Raw genomic sequence first — 20,931 nt, forward strand, 5'->3', positions numbered from 1 at the left:
GACGGCGCATGATGGACCATCGCGGCGACGCCGCGGCAGACGAAGGGGGACCAGGTGGAGCAGGGAACCGTCCGCTCGACCGTGACCGCACCCGCGCCCGGCGCGCGACCGACGGCGGCACCGCGCCGCCACGGGCCCGTCCGGCGGGCGGTCGCGCGCGCCGTCGTGCCTGCGCTCGCCGCCGCGCTGGCTCTCGCGGGCTGCCAGGCGGGCCTGCCGGACATGGAGCCCGGGCGGACGCCGTCGGCCTCCGAGAGCCCGGCCTCGCCGGAGCCGACGAGCCCGAGCCCGTCCGCGCCCACCACGGCCCCGGAGCCCACCCCCACCGAGACGCCCGAGCCCGAGCCGACGCCCACCGAGACGCCTGAGCCCAGCACGCCGCCGCCCGCCGCCGAGCCCACGCCGGAGCCGACGCCCGAGGCCCCGCCCGAGCCGGTCGAGCTCGCGCGCGGGGCGACCGGCGAGCGGGTGGTCGCCCTCCAGCAGCGCCTCGCCGACCTCGGCTACTTCATCGGCGCGCCCGACGGCGACTTCGGCGGCGGCACCCAGCAGGCCGTGTGGGCCCTGCAGAAGGCGGCGGGCCTCTCGCGCGACGGCGTCGTCGGGCCGGCGACCCAGGCCGCGCTCGACGAGGGTGTCACGCCGCAGCCGCGCAGCGGGTCGGGCAAGGTCGTCGAGATCGACCTCGACCGTCAGCTCCTGCTCGCCGTCGAGGACGGTCGCGTCGTCACGGTGGTCAACGCGTCGTCCGGGAACGGCGAGTCGTACGAGGCGAAGGGGCGCACCTACCGCGCGAGCACGCCGCGCGGCACGTTCCAGGTGGGCCGGCAGGTCGACGGGAACCACTCGTCCAGCCTCGAGCTCGGCGACATGTGGCGCCCCAAGTTCTTCACCGGAGGGATCGCGGTGCACGGCTCGGGGTCGATCCCGCCGTGGCCCGCGTCGCACGGGTGCGTCCGCGTCGCGAACTCGGCGATGAACTGGCTCTGGGACACCTGGCGCGCCGACCCCGGCACCACGGTCCTCGTCTACTGAGCCCCGCGCGTCGGGCGCGTCAGAGCGCGACGCCGACGAGCACCGGCTCCGGCACGAGCTCGACGCCGAACGCCTCGACGACGCCGTCGCGCACCGCGCGCGCGAGCTCGACGACGTCCTCCGCGCTCGCCCCGCCGCGGTTCGTCAGCGCGAGCGTGTGCTTCGTCGACAGCCGCGCGAGGCTCGACGGGCCCTGCACGCCGAACCCCTTGGTGAAGCCCGCGTGCTCGATGAGCCACGCGGCCGACGTCTTCACGAGCGTCGGGTCGATCTCGCCGAGGCTCGGGCCGGTCGTCCGGGTCGGCGTCGCCGTGCGGACCGGGTACCGCGGGGCCTCGGCCGGGAGCAGGTCCGCCTGCTCGGCCGGGACGACGGGGTTCGTGAAGAACGACCCGGCGCTCCAACGGTCGTGGTCGGGCCCCGCCGCGGGGTCGACGTCGGGGCCGACGCCGTCGAGCAGCATGCCCTTGCGCGCGCGCAGAGCGAGCACCGCGGCGCGCACGTCCGCGCTCGGCGCGCGGTCCCCGACCTGGACGCCGAGCGTGCGTGCCAGCTCGGGGTACGCGACCGGCGCCGACAACGACCCGAGCCGCGCCTGGAAGCCCACGTCGAGCACGACGTAGCGGGGCGACGGGTACCAGGGGCCGTCGTCGTCGGACCCGGCGCCGGCGTCCACGTGCATGCTGCGCTTGAGCAGCGACGTCCGGTAGCCGAACGCGAGCTCGCCCAGGGCGAGCGTGCGCACCCGCGAGCGCGCGCGGTCCCAGACCCGCACGGTCGAGACCACGCCCGCGACGTCCTGCCCGTACGCGCCGATGTTCTGGACCGGCGCCGCGCCCACGGTGCCCGGGATGCCCGACAGCGCCTCGACCCCGACCCACTCCTCCGCGACCGCGCGCGCCACGAGCTCGTCCCAGTCCTGGCCCGCCGGGGCGTGGAAGCTCGCGCCCCCGCACGAGTCTTCCGCGTCGACGGTGATCCCGCGCCGCAGGTCGCGCACGACGACGCCGCCGAAACCCTCGTCGCCCACGAGCAGGTTCGAGCCTCCCCCGATCACGAGGAGCGGCTCCCCCGCCTCGTCGGCGGCCCGGACGATCTCCAGCAGCTCCGCCTCGCTGTGCGCCTCGACGTACCGGTCCGCCGGCCCGCCCACGCGCAGCGTCGTCAGCTCGGCGAGCGACGGCGTCCCGACGGCCTCGGGACGCAGCCCCGGGGCGGTCCCGACGATCTCGGGCAGGTCACGGTCCACGGGGGCGGCAGGTTCGCAGGTCACCCGTCCAGCGTAGTTCGGGTTCCCCGTCAGTCGGCGCGCCCCGCGCGGTCCGCGCCCTGGGCGGCCTGCTGGCCCGCGGCACCGGCGGCCGTGGGGAGCGGTCGCGTCGCGCCGACGACGAGCAGGCCGACGACGACGGGCACGGCGATCACGAGGAGCGCCCCGCGGTAGCCGACGTGCTCGGCGAGGAAGCCGATGAGCGGCGGCCCCATGAAGAACGCGGAGTACCCGATCGTCGCGACGACGCTCACGCGCACGGCGGCGCGCGCCGGGTCGTCGGACGCGGCGCTCATCCCCACGGGGAACCCGAGCGCCGCACCCATGCCCCACGCGACGACGCCGACGAGCGCGACCCAGAGGTTCGGGGACAGCGTGAACACGAGCAGGCCGAGCAGCGCGAGCGCGGCGCCCAGGCGCAGGACGGCGACGCGGCCGTAGCGGTCGAGCAGGCCCGTCCCGAGCAGGCGCATCCCGGTCATGGCGGTGAGGAACACGGCGAGGCCGACGGCGCCCATGGCGTCGGACGTGCCGAACCCGTCGACGACGGCGAGGCTCACCCAGTCGTTCGCGGCGCCCTCGGTGAGCGCGGCCGCGAGGACGACGAGGCCGATGAGGAGGGTGCGCGGCTCGGTCCACGCGCTGAGGGCCCCGCGCGCGTCCTTGCCCGTCCCGTGCGACGCCCCGCTCCCGGCCGCGGCGGCGGGGTCGGCGCCGGCGGCGTCCTCGACGGCGTCGGCGACCGCGTGGTCCACCTGGCCCGCGGGGAGGAAGAACCGCACGGACCACAGGACGCCGACGAGGCTCAGCACGACGGCGGCCGTGAGGTGCGCCTGGACCGGCACGTGGAGCGCGGCCATGAGCGCACCGACGCCGGCGCCGGCCATGGTGCCGAACGAGAACCCGGCGTGGAAGCGCGGCATGATCGCCTTGCCGAGCCGCTGCTCGACGGCGGCGCCCTCGAGGTTCATCGCGGCGTCCCACACGCCGGTGCCGATCCCGGCGAGGAACAGACCGACGCGCACGACGACGTCCTCCCCCGTCGCGACGCCCGTGACCGCGGTGACGAGACCGACGACGTTGGTCACGGCGAAGACCGTCACGGCCTTCGAGGCACCGAGCCGCTGGACGACCATCCCGGACAGCGGCAGCGCGAGCAGCGACCCGACCGCCATGAAGAGCAGCAGGAGGCCCATCTGCGCCTCGGTGAAGCCGAGCGAGTCCCGCACCGCGGGCAGGCGGGAGGCCCACGTCGCGAAGTTGAACCCGTTGAGGAAGAAGACCGCGAAGACGGACCAGGTGGCGAGGGCGACGACGCGGCGGTCGGGGCGGGCGGTGGTCACGCGGAGGTCTCCTCGCGGCGGTGCGACGGGCGGGTGCGGGGGCGGCGGGACGCGGCCCGGTGGGCGGTGGCGGAGGACCCCGCGCGGACGCTGCGCCACGGGCGGCGACGACGGGCGCCGTCGGCCAGGGCGGGGCCGCCCACGGCGTCCGGGGCGTGCGCGCCGGGGGTCAGGACGTCCACCGGACCATCCTGCACCGCGACGGGTGCGGCGTCGTCGGTGCCGCACGCCGGGCGCGCCGCACGGGCGGCGGCGGTGCCCAGGGGTGCGACCTGGCGCGCGAGGAGGACGCTGAGGACCATCGCGGCGACGATGAGGACGAGCGCGTGGCGCGCGCCCATCGCCTCGGCGGCGAGACCGAGGAGCGGCGGGGCGGCGAGCGACGCCATCGAGGAGAACGCCGACACGACCGAGACACGGCTCGCGGCCCGCAGGGGCTCGTCGGACGCCGCGGCGATCCCGACGGGCACCGCGAGCGCGGCGCCGAAGCCCCACAGGACGACCCCGACGGCCGCGAGCGGGAGCGTCGGCGCGAACCCGAACAGCACGAGACCGGCGATCGACGCCACGCCCGACGCGCGGAGCACGGTGACGCGGCCGAACCGGTCGATGAGGCGCGTGCCCGCGAGGCGCATCACGGTCATGGCGGCGACGAACGTGCCGAAGACGACCGCGCCGACGGCCTCGGTCTGGGCGAACCCGTCCACGACGGCGAGGGACAGCCAGTCGTTGGCGGAGCCCTCGGAGAGCGCGGCCGAGAGGATGACGAGCCCGATGAGCAGCGTGCGCGGCTCGCGCCATGCCGACAGCGCGGCGCCGAGCCGGGCACCGCGCCGGGCGAGGCGCGCGCGCAGGCCCGCCGTCTCGACGTCGACGACGGCGTCGCCGAGCGCGTCGACCGGGGCCGGCGCCGCTGTGCCGGGCGCGGGGGTCCGCGTCGGGAGGGTGTCGTGGACCGTGGCGGGGATCGCGGCGAGCCGCCACACGGTGGCCACGACCCCGGTCGCGACGAACTGCACGACGACGGGCACCTCGGCGTGCGCGCACGCCGCGCCGACCAGCGAGCCGACGACGGCGCCGACGGAGAACGCGGCGTGGAACTGGGGCAGGATCGTGCGCCCGACGCGCCGCTCGATGCCCGCGCTCTCCACGTTCATCGGCACGTTGCCGAGCGAGAACGCCATGCCGTTGACGAAGATGCCCGCGGCGAGGAGCGCGACCGACCCGGTGGCGGGACCGAGCCCGAGCAGGAGGAACGCGACGCCGAACAGGCCCGCCGAGACGGCGAACGCGACCCGGCCGCCGAACCGCGTGACGAAGGGTCCGGCCGCGGTGACCGTGAGGAGCGCCCCGACGGCGCCCGCGAGGAGCACGACGCCCAGGTCTGCGGGGCCGAGGCCGAGTGCGTCGCGCACGGAGGGGAGGCGCGCGAGCCAGCTCGACATCATGACGCCGTTGAGCGCGAACACCCCGAGGAGCACCCAGCGGGCCCTGGCCAGGGCGCGGGCGTCGGACCCGGGGCCGGACGGGAACTGCGCAGCACCTCCTCGAATCGATTCGATCCGACGGACGAGAGTGCGCTTCGAATCGATTCGAGGCATGGTCACCAGTGTGCGGGTACGCTGGCCGCGCGTCAATCGAGAATCCCGCGCCCGCGGGAGGCAGGGAGCGTGATGAGCGACACCCCCGGGAACCGGGAGCCCGCGGCGCCCGCCGCGCCGGCTCACCGGCCCACGCTCGCCAAGGTCGCCGAGCTCGCGGGGGTCTCCGTCTCGACGGCGTCGCTCGCGTTCTCCGGCGCCGGGCCGATCACCCCGGAGACCCGCGCGCGCGTGCTCGACGCCGCGAAGGAGCTCGGGTACACCGGACCGAACCCGCTGGGCCGCCAGCTCCGCTCCGGCCGGTCGGGCGTCGTCGGGGTCGTCGTCGGCGACCAGCTCCGCCGCGCGTTCCGCGACCCGGTCGCCGTCCAGGTGCTCGACGGCCTCGTCTCGACCCTGGGCGAGAACGGCCTCGGCGTGCTGCTCATCCCCGGCATCCCGTCCGACGACCCCGCACGCGCCGTCGACCCGCTCGTCGAGAGCGCGGCCATGGACGTCGCGGTGCTCGTGTGGGGCGTCGGTACGGACGACGCGACGCTCGCCGCGCTCCAGCGGCGCGGCGTGCCCGTCGTCGTCGGCGAGGGCCGCCCCGTCGAGGGCGCCCCGCTCGTCCTCATCCACGACCGCGCGGGCACCGCGGACGCCGTGCGGCACCTGGTCGAGCTCGGGCACACGCGCATCGCCGAGGTCTCGCTCCCCCTCGACACGTCCGACCGCAGCGGACCGCTCGACGCCGCGCGGCTCGCCCAGGTGGACCGCACCCCGACAGCCAACCGCCTCGCGGGCGTGCGCGACGTCGTCGAGCCGGTCGCGAGCTGGGAGACCGAGGCCTCGCTCGTCGAGCACGGCCGGTCCGCCACGCTCGCCCTGCTCGGCCGCACCGCGGCCGACGGGACGACCGAGCCGGCCGACCCCGCGACCCGGCCGACCGCCGTCATCGCCCACTCCGACCTCCTCGCGGCGGGCGCGCTGCTCGCCGCGCGCGAGCTCGGGCTGCGCGTGCCCGACGACGTCTCGGTCGCGGGGTTCGACGGGCTCGACCTCCCGTGGCTGGCCCCCGACGTGCTGACGAGCGTGCACCAGCCGCTCGCGCGCAAGGGCGCCGAGCTCGGGCTGGCCGTCATCCGCCAGCTCGCGGGCGAGGCGCCCACCACGGTCGAGCTCGACGTCGAGCTCGTGGTGGGGACGACGACGGGCGCCGCCCCCACCACCTGAGCGCCCGCGTCAGCCCAGCCGGCCCGGCTGGAGCGGGTTCGCGCGCGCCGCGGCGAGCAGGTACCACGACGTCGCGCCGACGTGCTGGACCTGGAAGTACCCGAACCCGAACCCCGAGTCGAGCAGGCTCGACGCCGCGACGACGCCCGCGCGCTCGGGCAGCGGCGCGCCCCCGATCGTCTGACCGGCGCCGACGCCCTCCTGCACGCCCTGGACCTCGCGCAGCAGGCCCTCGGCGCGGACCCGGTCGTCGTCCCGCTCGCAGCCCCGGCGTCCCCGCCGCCGGTCGTGACGACTCCCCCGCCCGCGTGCCCCGCGGTCCGCGAGCGCCGACGCGAGCTGCGCCGTCCCCTCCAGCCACACGCCCTGCGGGTGCACCGGCAGGTCGTTGTACGAGGCCGTCGACGTGAGGCTCGCGCTCGAGAACGTCACGCCCTCGACGACCGTGCCCGCCGGGAGCTGCGACACCCCCTCGCCCGCGACGTCGCGCGCGGCCAGCGCGTCGTCCGCCCAGTCCAGGGCACGGGCGTAGCGCCGCTCGCGCAGCGCGAGCCACCCCCACGTCTGCGGGTCGAGCGGGAGCGGGTCCCGGTTGATCTCGGTGCCGTCGTTCGTGCCGGTGTAGAGGTAGCCGCCGTCGGGCTCCCACATGCGGTCGACGAACGCGCGCGCGTGCTCGGCCGCACGGCTCCAGCGCCGGTCGCGCGTCACGGACCCGAGCTGGCGGAAGAACGCGACGCAGTCGACGTTGTGCTCGGTCGAGCCGTTGGGGATCGGGACGTTCGCGCCGTCCACGCCGAACGAGAACCCGCCGAGGGGCGCCTGCGACCACGTGTTCGCGACGATCCACTCGCCGATCCGCCGGGCGGCGTCGAGGTAGCGTCGCTCGCGCGTCACGGCGTGCAGGTGCAGCAGGGCGATGCCCGGCCAGGCCATGTCCCCGACCGCCGTCCCGAGGAAGCCGAACTGCCACCCGACGTTCGCCGTCCCGTCGGGGAGCACGAGCCCGTGCTCCTGCGGCGTGCCGTCGTAGAAGGTGTAGGGACCGACGTTGTACGCCTGCCGGAGCCGGCCGTCGTCGTGGTCGGGGTCGTGCTCGAGCGCGAACACGAGCCCGTCGCCGAGCGCCCGCGCGCGGTCGAGGTGGCGTCGCCCGGCGGTGAGCGTCGCGAGGATCGCGAGGGCGTTGTCGTAGACGAACGCGGTGGAGAACAGCCCGAGCTGGTCCGCGTAGGACTGCGCGAGCCGCGGGCCGGGGTTCACCTCCGGGTAGGCGTCGGTCGCCGCGGCGAGGAAGCCGTGGGCGCGCCGGACCGACGCCGCGCGGCCCCGCGCCGGGACGCCGGGCGCACCCCGCCCGAGATCGCCTGCGGCGGGCAGCGGACCGGTGCTCGTCGCCGCGGCCGGGGCGGCCGTCAGCCCCGCGAGCGCGAGCGCGCCACCGAGGGCGAGGACGGTGCGTCGGTCGACGCCGCGAGCGGGACCGGGGTCGTGCGCGGTGAGGTCGGGCCGTCCAGAGCGGCCGCCGTGCTGGGTCATGAGCGTCTCCTTCGACGTCGTGAGTGGCGCGACCCACCATAGTGGGAGCGCTCTCACGGCGAAAGGGGTCCCACGCGGGTCAGGCGCGGGTTCCAGCCCGCCTCCCTGGCTGCGGCTCATGCCCGGACAGGAGATGTGGTTCGCCCGGAGCGGGTGGGACGCGGGACGACGACGAGGGCGCCGCACCCGGCCGGGTGCGGCGCCCTCGTGGCGTCAGGAGCGCATGGTCGCCCAGGGCGACCGCAGGTCAGAGGCGGACGACAGCCTGCGTCTTGCCGAGCACGCGTGCGCCCTCGAAGATGACCGTGAGGTCGACACGGACGGTGCCCGCCTCGGCGTCGATCGCGCCGACGGTGCCCGTCACCTCGAGCGTCGCGACGCCCGGGTTCGGCACGGGCACAGGGCGCGTGAACCGGGTCTGGTAGTCGACGACCGCGCCCGGGTCGCCGGCCCAGTCCTCCACCAGCGCGACGGCGGCACCCATGGTGAACATGCCGTGCGCGATGACGCCCGGCAGGCCGACCTCGGCCGCGAACGCGTCGTTCCAGTGGATGGGGTTGAAGTCGCCGCTCGCACCGGCGTACCGCACGAGGCGGGCGCGGTCGACCTCGACCGTGCGCGTGCCGATCACGTCGCCGACGGCGAGGTCGGCGAGGACGGGACGGGTGACGCCGGTGCTCATGCGCCCTCCCCGCGGACGGCGAGGGTCGAGGTGACGGTCGCGACGGGCTCGGTGCCGCCGTCGGACAGGGCCGCGATCTCGCAGCGCGTGGTGACCATCGCGAGGCCGGCTCGCTCGACGATCGAGTCCACGTGCAGCACGGTCACGAGCTCGTCGCCCGCGACGATCGGCCGGTGGTGCGTGAAGCGCTCGTCCGCGTGGACGACGCGCGAGAAGTCGATGCCCGCCTCCGGGTCCTCGATGAGCTGCCCCTCCGCCCGCTGGGCGACGACGACCGCGAAGGTCGGAGGTGCGACGAGGTCCGGATAGCCAGCACCCCGCGCCGCCACGAGGTCGTGGTGCACGGGGTGGGTGGCGCCGACGGCGCCCGCGAACTCGCGCAGCTTCTCGCGCCCCACCGAGTACGGCGCGTTGGCGGGGTACTCGCGGCCAACGTAGGCCAGGTTGACGCTCACTGCGGGTCGCGGGTGCGGAGCCGGAGGCTCAGCGGGTCTCGCGGTGCGCGGTGTGCTTGCCGCAGCGCGGGCAGAACTTCGCGAGCTCCAGGCGGTCCGGGTCGTTGCGACGGTTCTTCTTCGTGATGTAGTTGCGCTCCTTGCAGTCCACGCAGGCCAGCGTGATCTTGGGGCGAACGTCAGCGCTCTTGCTTGCCACGGTAGTGAGCCACCTCTCGCGCCTCCGGAGGGCGCATGTGCTGTGCAGGTCGCACGACGCCGGCCGCCGTACGAGGTTGTCGAAAGTGGTAGCGGAGGCGGGGATCGAACCCGCGACCTCACGATTATGAGTCGTGCGCTCTAACCATCTGAGCTACCCCGCCGCGTGACTGAACGCGAGGTCGCCTTGCAGTATTCCAGCAAGACGACCCCGCGTCACCACAGAGCCCCGAAAGGGAATCGAACCCTTGACCTTCTCCTTACCATGGAGACGCTCTGCCGACTGAGCTATCGGGGCAGCGCGGAAAACTCTACACGGAACATGGCGCCGAGAGAAATCGGCGTCGTTCCGCCGTTTCCGGGCCGTCGGACCGTGCCCGGGACGCGCTCGCGGGGCACGCCCCACGCACCGGACCGGCACGACGACGGGGCGCCACCCGTGGGTGACGCCCCGTCGCTCCGGTGGCAGGTGAGGGATTCGAACCCCCGAAGGCTGAGCCGTCTGATTTACAGTCAGATCCCTTTGGCCGCTCGGGCAACCTGCCGTGTGGAGTTGTCGCTCGCCGGTGGTCGCTGCACCAGGTGCAGCCCCTGCCGTGCGGGCGAGCCAACGATACAGCCCGAGCGGACCAGGTGCGAAATCCGCGTGTGGGCGCCCCTCCGTACAGTGGTGCGGTGACCCACCCCTCCCCCGCGCCGGACCACCTCCCCGGCACCGGGACGCCCGCGCCCCCCGACGCCCCGTCCGTCCCCGCCGCACCGTCCGACGCCTCGGCACCCGCGCCGTCGGGCACGGACCGCGGCGCACCCGCCCCGACGGACCGCTGGGGCCTGCTGCTCGGTGCCGGCGCGTTCTTCCTCTGGGGCGCGATGCCCCTGTACTTCCCGCTCCTGGAGCCGGCCGCACCGCTCGAGATCATCGCCCACCGCGTCGTGTGGAGCCTGCTCTTCTGTCTCGTGCTGCTCGCCGCGACACGCCAGCTCGGGGGCTTCGTCGCCGCCCTCCGGTCGCCCCAGACGCTCGGGACGCTCGCCGTCGCCGCCGTCCTCATCGTGACGAACTGGACGGTCTACGTGTACGGCGTCCTCTCCGGCCACGTGCTGGACGCCGCGCTCGGGTACTTCATCAACCCGCTCGTCACCGTGCTCCTCGCCGTGGCGGTCCTGCGCGAGCGGCTGCGGCCCGCGCAGTGGGTCGCGGTCGGCGTCGGCGCGGCCGCCGTCGTCGTCATCAGCACCGGTGCCGGCGGCCTGCCGTGGATCGCGCTCGTCCTCGCCGGCTCGTTCGGCCTCTACGGCCTGGTGAAGAACCGCGTGGGCCGCACCGTCGAGGCGCTCCCGGGGCTCGCCGTCGAGACGGCGGTGCTCACGCCCGTCGCGCTCGTCTACCTCGGGTGGCTGGGCGCCACGGGAGCCGGCACGTTCGGCACCGAGGGCGTCGGGCACGCGCTGCTGCTCGCCTCCGCCGGGATCGTCACGGCCCTGCCGCTGCTGCTGTTCAGCGCGGCCGCCCGGCGGCTGCCGCTGAGCGTCGTCGGCCTCCTGCAGTACCTGGGCCCCGCGCTGCAGTTCCTGTTCGGCCTGCTCGTGTTCCACGAGCCCATGTCGCCGACGCGGTGGGCGGGCTTCGGGCTCGTCTGGCTCGCGCTCGTCGTGCTGTCGGTCGACGGCCTGCGCACCGCCCGGGCGACGCGCCTCGCGGCCCGTCGCTGAGCACGCTCGACTACGGTGGGACCCAGCACCGTTCCCGGCCCGAGAGAGGACCACCCATGGCCGACTCGTCGTTCGACATCGTCAGCAAGGTCGACCGCCAGGAGGTCGACAACGCGCTGAACCAGGCCGCCAAGGAGGTCTCGCAGCGCTACGACTTCCGCAACGTCGGCGCCTCCATCGCCTGGAGCGGCGAGACGATCGTCATGGTCGCCAACTCGGCCGAGCGCGTGCTCGCGATCCTCGACGTGTTCGAGACCAAGCTCATCAAGCGCGGCATCTCGCTCAAGTCCCTCGACACGGGCGACAAGGCGCCCAAGGCGTCGGGCAAGGAGTACCGCCTCGTCGCGACCCTCAAGGAGGGCCTGTCGAGCGAGAACGCGAAGAAGATCACCAAGATCATCCGCGACGAGGGCCCCAAGGCCGTGAAGACCCAGATCACGGGCGACGAGGTGCGCGTGACGAGCAAGTCGCGCGACGACCTCCAGACCGTCATCGCGCTGCTCAAGGGCGCCGACCTCGACGTCGCGCTGCAGTTCGTCAACTACCGGTAGCTCGCCATGACCCTGCCCGGCGGCGGCCCGCGCCCGGTCGCGCCGGGCCGTCCCGCCGCGTCGTCGAGCGGGCTCCCGCGCGTCGTCGCGACGGACCTCGACGGCACGCTCCTGCGTTCCGACGGCACCGTCTCGGAGCGCACCCGCTCGGCCCTGCGCGCGGCCGAGCACGCGGGCGTCGAGGTGGTGTTCGTCACCGCCCGGCCGCCGCGCTGGCTCGGCGCGCTGGCCGACGTCGTGGGCGGGCACGGGCACGTCATCTGCCTCGGCGGGGCCGCCGTCTGGGACCTCGCGACCGCGAGCCCGCTCGACGTGGTCGGGTTCGCGGACGGCCACGCGGCAGCGCTCGTCGCGGACCTGCGCACCGCCGTCCCGGGTATCGCCCTCGCGTTCGAGCGCGTCGACGGCCCCACGTTCGACCCGGGCTTCCGCTCCACGCCGGACGACGACGCCGACGTCGTCGCCGTGGTCGAGACGACGCTCGGCCCCGGCGCCGCGCCGGGCGGCGCGACGCGGCAGCCGGTCGGCAAGATCCTCGCGCGCGACCCCGCCGTGCCCGTCGAGGACTCCCCCGCGACGCAGCCGGTCGTCGTCGCGGACGGGCAGACGACGGCGCAGGAGACGTTCTTCGCGCGCGTGCGCGCCGCCGTCGGGGACCGCGCCCACCTCGCCTACTCCGGCGCGGCGGGGCTCGCCGAGCTGCTCGCCCCCACGGTCACCAAGGACGCCGCGCTCGCGCGCTGGTGCGCGCGCCTGGGCGTCGATCCGCGCGACGTCTGGGCGTTCGGCGACATGCCCAACGACCTGCCCATGCTGCGCTGGGCGGGGCGCTCGTTCGCCGTCGCGAACGCGCACCCCGACGTGCTCGCGGCGGCGACCGACCGCACGGGCTCGAACGACGACGACGGCGTCGCGCGCGTCCTGCTCGACGCCGTCGAGGCCCTGCGCCGCGCGCCGAGGAGGACGTCGACGGCCCGCTGAGCACGGCCACCGGGCTCCAGGCCCCGCACTCCGGTGCGCGCCGGTCAGTGGTAGGTGATGCCGCCGTAGCCCGGGCCGTGGCCGGCCATCGCCTCGAGGCGCTTGATGCGCTCCGCCATCGGCGGGTGGGTCGCGAACATCTTGCCGACGCCCGCGCCGCGGAACGGGTTGGCGATCATGAGGTGCGAGACGTCGACGAGGTCGCGGTTCTGGGGCAGCGGGGCGCGCTGCGTCCCGGCGTCGAGCTTGCGCAGCGCGGACGCGAGCGCGAGGGGGTCGCCGGTGAGCTTCGCGCCGTCCTCGTCCGCGTCGTACTCGCGCGTGCGCGAGATCGCGAGCTGCACGAGCATCGCCGCGATCGGCGCCAGGACCACCATGGCGATCGCCGCGAGCGGGTTGCCGCCGCGGTCGCGGTCGCCGCCGAAGATCAGCAGGAACTGCGCGAGCGACGTGATGACCCCGGCGAGAGCGCCCGCGACCGACGACGTGAGGATGTCGCGGTTGTACACGTGCATGAGCTCGTGCCCGAGGACACCGCGCAGCTCGCGCTCGTCGAGGAGGCGCAGGATGCCCTCGGTGCAGCACACGGCCGCGTTCTTCGGGTTGCGACCCGTCGCGAACGCGTTGGGCGCCTGGGTGGGCGAGACGTACAGGCGCGGCATCGGCTGGCGCGCCTCGGTCGAGAGCTCGCGCACGATGCGGTACATGGCGGGCTGCTCGAGCTCGCTCACCGGGCGCGCGTGCATCGCGCGGATGGCGATCTTGTCGGAGTTCCAGTAGCCGTAGAACGTCGTGACGAGGCCGATGCCGACGAACACCCACAGCAGGTTCGCGCGCGCGCCGAACAGGGCCCACAGGCCCAGGACGATGGCCCACATGACGCCGAACAGGCCTGCCGTCTTGAGACCGTTGAAGTGCTGACGCCCCACGCTGTGCTCCCTTCCGCGCCCCGGGCCCGCCCGCGCGGTGTGCCGGGCGCCCGACGGGCGCCGACCCTGCCGACGCCCACCTGGATGAACGCCCGAGGCGACCGTCCCGTTCCCGGGCGGGGCGACGGCGTCGGACACCGGGGCGACGGCGACCCCTGGAGGGCCCAGGGACGACGACGGCGCCCCACCCGGGTGCGGGTGGGGCGCCGTCGGGCGTGCGGCCGGGGCCGGGTCAGCCGGCCTGCGACTGTCCGCGCGCGACACGGATCATGTCCTCGCGCGGCACGACCTTGATGCGCTCGCGCCCGTGCGGCTCGCCGAGCGAGCGCTCGTAGGCGTCCAGGAGCTCCCAGCCCGACCACTCGATCGGGTCGACGCCGCGCTCGCGCAGGAAGTCCAGGACGGCCTCGGGCTCGCCGAGCGGCGCGACGCGGCCCGCCGTGAGGTCGGCCGCCGCGACGTCGCCGCCGTCACCCGCGCCCGTGACGTCCTCGACGAGGTGCCGGACGGTCTCGGACGCGTCGGACTTCGTGTGCCCGATGAGGCCCACGGGGCCGCGCTTGATCCATCCCGTCGCGTAGACGCCGGGGAGGTGCTCGCCGTCGATGTCGACGACGCGGCCCTCGCGGTTGGGGATGACGCCCTTGAGCTCGTCGAAGGGGATCTCCGGGAGCGGCGAGCCGAAGTAGCCGACCGCGCGGTACACGGCCTGGACGGGCCACTCGTGGAACTCGCCGGTCCCGGAGACCGTGCCGTCGCCGTTGAGGCGCGTGCGCTCGGTCCGCAGCGCCTCGACCTTGCCGTCGCCGAGGACGGCCGACGGCGCGTGGAGGAAGTGCAGGTGCAGACGGCGCGACGCCGTGTTCTCGCTCGGGTCCTTGAGCGTCCAGTCGGTGAGGGTCTTGACGACCTGCTTCGTCTGGTTCGAGGAGCTGATGGCGGCCATCGAGCCCTCGTCGAACTCGAAGTCCTCGGGGTAGACGATGACGTCGACGTCCGGGACGTGGCCCAGCTCGCGCAGCTCGAGCGGCGAGAACTTGGCCTGCGCCGGGCCGCGGCGGGCGAAGACGTGCACGTCGGTGACCGGCGACGCCTTGAGCGCCTCGTAGACGTTCTGCGGGACCTCGGTCGGCAGCAGGTCGTCCGCGTGCTTCGCGAGCACGCGGGCGACGTCGAGCGCGACGTTACCAGCACCGAGGACCGCGACCTGCTCGGCCTCGAGCGGCCACGTGCGCGGGACGTCGGGGTGGCCGTCGTACCAGGACACGAAGTCCGCCGCGCCGTAGGAGCCCGGGAGGTCGATGCCCTCGATCGGGAGCGCCGCGTCGCGGATCGAGCCGGTCGAGAAGATCACCGCGTCGTAGTACTGGCGCAGGTCGTCCAGCTTGAGGTCGACGCCGTAGTCCACGTTCGCGAGCAGGCGGATGTCGCCGCGGCTCAGCACCTTGTGGAGCGCGACGATGATCTGCTTGATGCGCGGGTGGTCCGGCGCGACGCCGTAGCGCACGAGGCCGAACGGCGCGGGCAGGCGCTCGAACAGGTCGATGCTCACGTCGAGGTCGGTCTTGGACAGGATGTCCGCGGCGTAGATCCCGGCGGGACCAGCGCCGACGATCGCGACGCGCAGTGGACGGATGCTGCTCACAGGACAGGGCGCCTTCCGGTCGAGGACGGGGGTCTCTCCCGCGCGGCCGACGGGCCGTTCCGCGTCGACCGGTGGGTACCGGCCGCAGGAGACCTCTCGATTGTACGACTGGGGTGAGGGTTGCCTCACTCGGGCCCTCTCCTCCGTGACCAGCCTGACACCGGTCTCGCCTGCTGGATACCCCGTCTTGCGGTCCGGGCGAATGTAACGCCGGGGGTCAGCGGTCGACGCGGAGGCTCTCCTGGACCGCGCGGATCTCCGCCGCGGCCCACGGGTGCTGGGTCAGCGTGCACGTCCCGGTCGTCTGCACGAGGTCGGCCACGGGGCCGCGCGGGACCACGACCGTGCGCACCGCCTGCACGAGGACAATGCCCCCGCCCCCCTTGAACGACGCCTCCAACCAGCGCCCCGGCAGGCCGTCGACGTCCACCTCGCCGCCGTCGAGCTCGCGCAGGCGCGGCATCGGCCGGAGCTTGCGGAGCACCTCGGCGTGCGCGTCGTCGAGCGTCTGCTCCGCCCGGATCCGCGACACCGTGACGATGACGTTCGGGTTGAACTCCCCCGGGTCGACCTCGCGGCCGAGCGCGAGCGGCAGGCCCACGTGCGGGAGCGGGACCCACCTCTCCGGCGCGACCACGCGCACCCCTACGGGCGCGGGGAAGTCGTCGCTCGGGTAGCGCAGCTCGGTCATGCGTCAGGTCCTCTCGTCGGGGGCGGGCGCCACGGGGCGCGTCAGCAGTCTCGCACCCGACGCCGGACGCGTGTACGCCGAGGGCGCGGGACCCTCTCGGGGTCCCGCGCCCTCGGCGGAGCTCAGCCGGATCAGCTGTTCGAAGCCTGCTCCTGCTGCTGCGCGTTCTGCGTGGCCTTCTGGCCCGCGTCCGTCAGCGTCTGCGCGACGTTGTTCAGCTGCGTCTGCGCGGCCGGCCAGTCGCTGCCCTTGAACTGCTGGGCGTCGGGGCCCTCCCACGGCACGCTCTGGATCTGGGAGTTCAGGTTCTGCATCGTCGTCCGGATCTCGTCCGCCTTCTGCTGCAGCGTCTGACCGAGCCCACGGAGCTCCTCGACGTTCGCGCCCCACATGCCACCAGCCATGGTGTTCTCCTTCTGTGTCTCGACCCCCACCCTGCGTGGACGTCGTCCCGTTGTCGATGGCAGTACTCAACCATCGGCCCACGAGCGCCGTCGATGGGGAGGTGTCCCCATGAGGTGCCCGTGGTCGTCACGTCGCTACCGCGGGAGCGCGACGTGCAGCTTGCGCGCCCTGCCCGAGACCACGAGGAAACCGCGTCCCGGCGGGAAGTCCGCGCGGCGGATGCGGCCGAGCCCCGTCCCGAGCAGCGTGTCGCCGTCGAGGTCGCCGGGCGTCAGGAGCAGACCGGTGCGGCCCGCCTTGAACGGCTGCGCGATCGCCCACGCCTGGCCCCACGTCGAGGACTCCGCCTCGCCCACGACGAGCTGCTCGGCTCGCGTGGCGGCCCGCACGAACGCGACGAGCGGCTGCTCGGCCGGGGTGCCGGTGAACTCGGTCACCGACTCGACCAGCACCGTGAGCGTGCCAGGACGCAGCGACCCGCCCTCGATCGCCTGGGTGAGCGTCTCGAGGAGCGTCACGACCTCCTCGGGCGACGTCGCGACGGTGTCCCACGCGTCGAGCGCCGAGATGCTCGTGCGGCGCGGCGAGAGGTACACGACCCGGCCCGCGCGCGCCCGGCGCACGGCCTGCGCGATGGTGACGAGCGCCGTCGTGCGGCCGCCCCCGGGAGGGCCGGAGAGCATGAACGTACCGCGCGCGGGGAGCCCCACGGGCGCGATGTCGAGGTCGTCGAGGCCGATCGTCGGGCGCCCGCCCGTGACCTCCGGCAGCGCCTCGAGCGCGAAGCCGTCCGGCAGCCGCTCGACGCCCGGCGCCTGCGCGATGCCGAGCCGCGTCATCGCGTCGCGGAGCTTGCCGAGCTCGCGCGCCTGGAGCGCGACGTTCGGGTCTCCGCCGAGCACCGCGACCTGGACCTCGTTCTCGTCGAGGACGCCGCGCCCGGGCGGGGACGTCAGCGACAGCACGTCCTTCGGGACGCCGAGCGTCAGGTAGTCGTCCTCGCTCGCGAGGCGCAGCACGAGCCGCTTCTGGATCGTCGAGCCGAGCGACGTCGGGACCGACGCCGCGCGGTCGCCCGCGACGACGACGTGGACGCCGACCTGGCGCCCGTCGGTCGCGACGGCCGTGAACGCGCCCCACACGGGGAACGCGTGCGCGGGCCGGAACTCGTATGACTCGCGGAACGCGCCGATGCCGTCGACCAGCAGCAGGATGCGCGGCTCGTCGGGCGCGCCCGCGAGCCGGCGGTACTCGTCGAGGCTGCCCGCGCGGACGGCGGCGTAGCGGGCGGACCGCTCGTCCACGAGGTCGCGCAGGGTGCGCAGCAGGCGCTGGACGCGCTCCTCGTCGTCGCCCGAGATGACGGCGCCGACGTGCGGCAGGTCCTCGAGCATCCGCAGGCCGCTCGCGCCCGCGTCGATCGCGTACACCTGGACGGGGCCGCCGCGCGCGGTGATGGCGGCCGAGACCGCGATCGTCCGCAGCGTCGCGCTCTTGCCCGACCCGCCCGTGCCGTAGATCGCCATGTTGCCGTCGCGGTCGGGCTCGTAGAACACCGTCGGCTGGGCCTGGGACTTCGGGTCGTCCTCGACGCCGAGCAGCAGCATCGTGTCCGTGCGCGGGTTCGGCAGGCGCGCGAGGTCGTACGTCGGCGCGAGCTCGGCGAGCCACGGCTTGCGCGGCATCGGGACGGCGGCCTCGGTCGCGGCCCGCGAGATGGTCGCGACGACGCGCGCGATGTCGTTGGGGCCCGGGTCGGTGACCTCCTCGACCTCGGGCTCCGGGAGCTCCCAGCGCACGCCGGTGCCGAACGACATCTCCTGGACGTCGATCCGGGGGCGCTCGGGGCGCGACGTCGTCCAGCCGCCGGCGTAGCCGGTCTGGAACGGGGTGATCCGGCCGGGGCCGGTCTTCACGGCGCCGCGGCCCGGGATCGACGGGTCGAAGTGCGCGGCCATGGGGATGCCGAGGATGTCCGTCGAGTCGTCCTCGTCGGCCATGCGCAGCGCGACGCGCAGGTTCGTGTTGGCGCGCAGGTTGTCCTTGATGACGCCCGCGGGACGCTGCGTGGCGAGGATGAGGTGCAGCCCGAGGGACCGGCCGCGCTGGGCGACGTCCACGACGCCGTCCACGAACTCGGGGACCTCGTTGACCAGGGCCGCGAACTCGTCGACCACGATGAGCAGGCTCGGCGGCGCGTCCGGGTCGCCCGTGCGCTCGAGGGACGCGAGGTCCTTGGCCTTCTTCCGGTTGAGCAGGTGCTCGCGGTAGCGCAGCTCGGCCCGCAGCGACGTGAGCGCGCGGCGCACGAGGTGGGGCGAGAGGTCCGTGACGAGCCCGACGGTGTGCGGCAGGTTCACGCAGTCCGCGAACGCGGCGCCGCCCTTGTAGTCGACGAAGAGGAACGTCACGCGGTCCGGGCTGTGCGCCGCGGCCATGCCGAGCACCCAGGACTGGAGGAACTCGGACTTGCCCGCGCCCGTCGTCCCGCCCACGAGCGCGTGCGGGCCCTGCGTGCGCAGGTCGAGGTAGAGCGGCTCCGTGCCGGAGTGGCCGACGAGGCCGCGCAGGTTGGTCGGGGCGGAGCGCCGCACCGGCGGGGAGCCGTCGCGCGGCGTGAGCGACCCGTTCTCGCGCCACGCGTCGATGAGCCGGCTCGGGTCCTCCGCGAGCGCCGTGCCCGCGAGCGCGAGGTAGGAGACCGAGCGCGGGAGGTCGGAGTCGTCGTCGACGGGCGCGCCGACGTCGACCACCGGGGCCAGGATGCGCGCGACCTCGTGCGCCGTCGCGAGGTCCACCGTCTCGCACGCGACGGGGAAGGTCAGGCGCCCGACGCGGACCTCGCCGCTCGTCGCGCCGGCGGAGCCGCCCGGGGTGTCGGCGGTGTCGACGGTGTCCACGAGCACGAACGTGCGGCACGCGGCCGGGAGCTGCTCGACGGACGGCGCGACCCACACGACGTGCACGCCGGCGTCCGCGCCGCGCTCGACGAGGCGCGTGAGGCGCGAGCGGTCGACCGGGGCGTCGTCCTCGACGAGCACGACGACGGTCGGCAGGACCGGCTTGGGGGTGTCCTCCCCCTCCTCGGGGTCGATCGGTCCGCGCAGCTCGGCGTGCGTGCCGAGGTCGGCGCCGCGCAGCTCGACGAGGTCCTCGAGCCGGGACAGGAGCGACTGCGCGGCCCCCGGGTTGTCGGCGAGGTGCTCGCCGCCCAGCGGGCTGTGGGCCGACCCGGTGTGCGGGAGCCACTCGAGCCACTCCCAGTCCGCGCGCGAGCGCTGCGACGTCACGGCCGCGAGCACGAGCTCCGACGGCGAGTGCAGGCCCGCGAGCTGGACCAGCACGCCGCGCGCGACGGCGTCGACCGCGGCGCCCGCCCCCGCGACCCCGAGCGCGCCGTCGGTCCGCAGCCGCGCGACGACCGGGACGCCGGAGATCGTGGCGCACTGCGCGTGCAGCTTCTCGAGCTCGTTCCAGTACTCCGGCAGCGTGTTGTTCTCGTTCGGCTGCTCGAGCTGCGTGCGTGCGGGCGCGGAGCCGAGACCGATCCGGACGGAGAGGAACGCGTCGTGCTCCGGGCGGTGCGTCCACAGCAGACCGCCGAGGCGCCGCACCGCGTCCACCGTGTCGGCCACCGAGGGCGCCTCGGAGAGCCGCACCGCCCGCTCGACCGCGTGCGTGCGGTCGATCGTGTCGCGCATCGCGACGACGGCGGCCTCGAACTGCTCGCGCTGCGCCTTGAGCTTGCGCCGCGCCTGCACCTTCTGGTCGAGGTAGTTGCCGAGCATGAGGATCGGGCTGAGCCCGATGAAGACGATCGACAGGACGTTGCGCGTGACGGAGTAGAGGATCACGCCCATGAGGAGCGGCGCGACCATCGCGAGGTAGGGGAACCGCTGCGGCTCGGGCGGCTGCGGCGGCTTGGGCGCGCGCAGCTTGCGCTCGCCGAAGCGGGCCACGACGCGCGGGGACCGGTTGAACTCCACGACCGGGCTCGTCGGCGCGAGGCTCGTCGTGCGGTGCAGCGCGACGACCGAGACCACGGTCGTGCCGATCGTCACCGTGTCCGCGGACGTGAGCGTCGAGCGCAGCATGCGCTGACCGCCCATGACCAGGCCGTTCGCGGAGTTCGTGTCCGTGATCTCGATCGTCTCGCCGACCGTGATGCGCGCGTGCCGCTTCGACACCTGCGGGTCGCTCAGGCGGATGTCCATGTTGCGGTCGCGTCCGAGGTAGCTCGTGCCGACGGGCAGCGAGAACTCGCGCCCCGCGTCCGGGCCCTCGAGCACGCGCAGCACGGCGACGGCGGCCCCGCGGTCCTGGCCCGGCGAGTCGAACTGCTCGGACACCCGCACGATCGAGACGGTCGAGCCGGACCGCAGGCCCGCCTCGACGAGGTCGCTCGTCGGCGACAGCACGCGGCCCTGGCCGCTGCCCGACGGCGACGTACCGACCTGCAGCGTGAGCCGGTCCGGCACGGCGGTGCCCGCGCGCGTCGGGTCGCCCGCGAACAGCGCCTCGGCGACGTCGCGCACCGACGCCGTCGCGTCGGCCGTGACGGCGACGTTCGTCGTGCTGGCGTCGGGGCGGTGCAGCGTGAGCTTGATTCGCACGGGAGTTCCTCGTTCGGGTCCGGGTGGTCAGCGGCGGACGGCGAGCGGTCGACGGGCGCGACCGA

The 20,931-nt window shown here is 74.8% G+C and carries 17 protein-coding genes and 3 tRNA genes; 5 read left to right on the forward strand and 15 right to left on the reverse strand.

All coding sequences use genetic code 11. The features are described 5' to 3' along the window. Positions 1 to 54: 54 nt before the first annotated feature. On the forward strand, positions 55 to 1,035 hold the full coding sequence (locus tag B8281_RS17885) for a L,D-transpeptidase family protein (RefSeq protein WP_232322612.1): 981 nt from the start codon (positions 55 to 57) through the stop codon (positions 1,033 to 1,035). A 19-nt stretch (positions 1,036 to 1,054) separates the two neighbouring features. Here the strand turns inward: B8281_RS17885 and B8281_RS17890 are convergent, their stop codons facing one another. The 3 genes from B8281_RS17890 to B8281_RS17900 form a co-directional block, all read right to left on the reverse strand. Beyond that, a complete protein-coding gene (locus B8281_RS17890; protein WP_085388843.1) occupies positions 1,055 to 2,272 on the reverse strand; it encodes a UDP-N-acetylmuramate dehydrogenase in 1,218 nt (405 codons plus the stop codon). Positions 2,273 to 2,334: 62 nt separating this feature from the next. Further along, a complete protein-coding gene (locus B8281_RS17895) occupies positions 2,335 to 3,648 on the reverse strand; it encodes an MFS transporter (protein ID WP_085388844.1) in 1,314 nt (437 codons plus the stop codon). After that, a complete protein-coding gene (locus B8281_RS17900) occupies positions 3,645 to 5,249 on the reverse strand; it encodes an MFS transporter (protein WP_085388411.1) in 1,605 nt (534 codons plus the stop codon). The genes B8281_RS17895 and B8281_RS17900 overlap by 4 nt, the downstream gene beginning before the upstream one ends. Positions 5,250 to 5,321: 72 nt before the next feature. On the opposite strand from B8281_RS17900, the gene B8281_RS17905 reads away from it, so the two are divergent. Continuing rightward, positions 5,322 to 6,464, forward strand: a complete 1,143-nt coding sequence (locus B8281_RS17905) for a LacI family DNA-binding transcriptional regulator (protein WP_085388412.1) — start codon at positions 5,322 to 5,324, stop codon at positions 6,462 to 6,464. Between the two features lie 9 nt (positions 6,465 to 6,473). Here the strand turns inward: B8281_RS17905 and B8281_RS17910 are convergent, their stop codons facing one another. The 7 genes from B8281_RS17910 to B8281_RS17940 form a co-directional block, all read right to left on the reverse strand. Continuing rightward, a complete protein-coding gene (locus tag B8281_RS17910) occupies positions 6,474 to 8,003 on the reverse strand; it encodes a Tat pathway signal sequence domain protein (RefSeq protein ID WP_085388413.1) in 1,530 nt (509 codons plus the stop codon). A 247-nt stretch (positions 8,004 to 8,250) separates the two neighbouring features. Next, positions 8,251 to 8,685, reverse strand: a complete 435-nt coding sequence (locus B8281_RS17915; RefSeq protein ID WP_085388414.1) for a MaoC family dehydratase — start codon at positions 8,683 to 8,685, stop codon at positions 8,251 to 8,253. Continuing rightward, complete coding sequence (locus tag B8281_RS17920) at positions 8,682 to 9,140, reverse strand: MaoC family dehydratase N-terminal domain-containing protein (protein ID WP_085388415.1); 459 nt, start codon at positions 9,138 to 9,140, stop codon at positions 8,682 to 8,684. Before B8281_RS17920 ends, B8281_RS17915 begins: the two co-directional genes overlap by 4 nt. 28 nt (positions 9,141 to 9,168) lie before the next feature. After that, entirely contained in the window at positions 9,169 to 9,291 is a 123-nt protein-coding gene (rpmG, locus tag B8281_RS19580) for a 50S ribosomal protein L33 (RefSeq protein WP_157759591.1), read from the reverse strand. A 134-nt stretch (positions 9,292 to 9,425) separates the two neighbouring features. Beyond that, positions 9,426 to 9,502 (reverse strand) — tRNA-Met (locus B8281_RS17930). A 61-nt stretch (positions 9,503 to 9,563) separates the two neighbouring features. Next, a tRNA-Thr gene (locus B8281_RS17935) sits at positions 9,564 to 9,636 on the reverse strand. 165 nt (positions 9,637 to 9,801) lie between these two features. Next, a tRNA-Tyr gene (locus tag B8281_RS17940) sits at positions 9,802 to 9,883 on the reverse strand. A gap of 130 nt (positions 9,884 to 10,013) precedes the next feature. Here B8281_RS17940 and rarD point away from each other — a divergent pair. Genes rarD through B8281_RS17955 form a run of 3 tightly spaced genes read left to right on the forward strand, consistent with a single transcriptional unit; the run spans position 10,014 to position 12,583 of the window. Continuing rightward, complete coding sequence (gene rarD / locus B8281_RS17945; protein WP_085388416.1) at positions 10,014 to 11,051, forward strand: EamA family transporter RarD; 1,038 nt, start codon at positions 10,014 to 10,016, stop codon at positions 11,049 to 11,051. 56 nt (positions 11,052 to 11,107) lie between these two features. Beyond that, positions 11,108 to 11,602 carry a YajQ family cyclic di-GMP-binding protein gene (locus tag B8281_RS17950; RefSeq protein WP_085388417.1) on the forward strand — a complete coding sequence of 165 codons (495 nt, stop codon included), beginning with the start codon at positions 11,108 to 11,110 and terminating at the stop codon, positions 11,600 to 11,602. A 6-nt stretch (positions 11,603 to 11,608) separates the two neighbouring features. After that, positions 11,609 to 12,583: an HAD family hydrolase gene (locus B8281_RS17955; RefSeq protein WP_085388418.1), complete on the forward strand. Its 975-nt coding sequence runs from the start codon at positions 11,609 to 11,611 to the stop codon at positions 12,581 to 12,583. A gap of 44 nt (positions 12,584 to 12,627) precedes the next feature. Here B8281_RS17955 and htpX read toward each other — a convergent pair whose 3' ends face one another. The 5 genes from htpX to B8281_RS17980 all read right to left on the reverse strand — a co-directional run bounded on the left by htpX (position 12,628) and on the right by B8281_RS17980 (position 20,866). Next, positions 12,628 to 13,512, reverse strand: a complete 885-nt coding sequence (gene htpX / locus B8281_RS17960) for a zinc metalloprotease HtpX (protein ID WP_021483666.1) — start codon at positions 13,510 to 13,512, stop codon at positions 12,628 to 12,630. Positions 13,513 to 13,744: 232 nt separating this feature from the next. Next, positions 13,745 to 15,157, reverse strand: a complete 1,413-nt coding sequence (locus B8281_RS17965) for an FAD-dependent oxidoreductase (RefSeq protein WP_085388419.1) — start codon at positions 15,155 to 15,157, stop codon at positions 13,745 to 13,747. A 217-nt stretch (positions 15,158 to 15,374) separates the two neighbouring features. After that, positions 15,375 to 15,848, reverse strand: a complete 474-nt coding sequence (locus tag B8281_RS17970) for an LpqN/LpqT family lipoprotein (RefSeq protein WP_085388420.1) — start codon at positions 15,846 to 15,848, stop codon at positions 15,375 to 15,377. Between the two features lie 131 nt (positions 15,849 to 15,979). After that, positions 15,980 to 16,252: a WXG100 family type VII secretion target gene (locus B8281_RS17975; RefSeq protein WP_021482523.1), complete on the reverse strand. Its 273-nt coding sequence runs from the start codon at positions 16,250 to 16,252 to the stop codon at positions 15,980 to 15,982. Positions 16,253 to 16,387: 135 nt separating this feature from the next. Next, entirely contained in the window at positions 16,388 to 20,866 is a 4,479-nt protein-coding gene (locus tag B8281_RS17980) for an FtsK/SpoIIIE domain-containing protein (RefSeq protein WP_085388421.1), read from the reverse strand. Positions 20,867 to 20,931: the final 65 nt, after the last annotated feature.

This window comes from Cellulosimicrobium sp. TH-20 (assembly GCF_002105775.1).
Classification (GTDB): domain Bacteria; phylum Actinomycetota; class Actinomycetes; order Actinomycetales; family Cellulomonadaceae; genus Cellulosimicrobium; species Cellulosimicrobium funkei.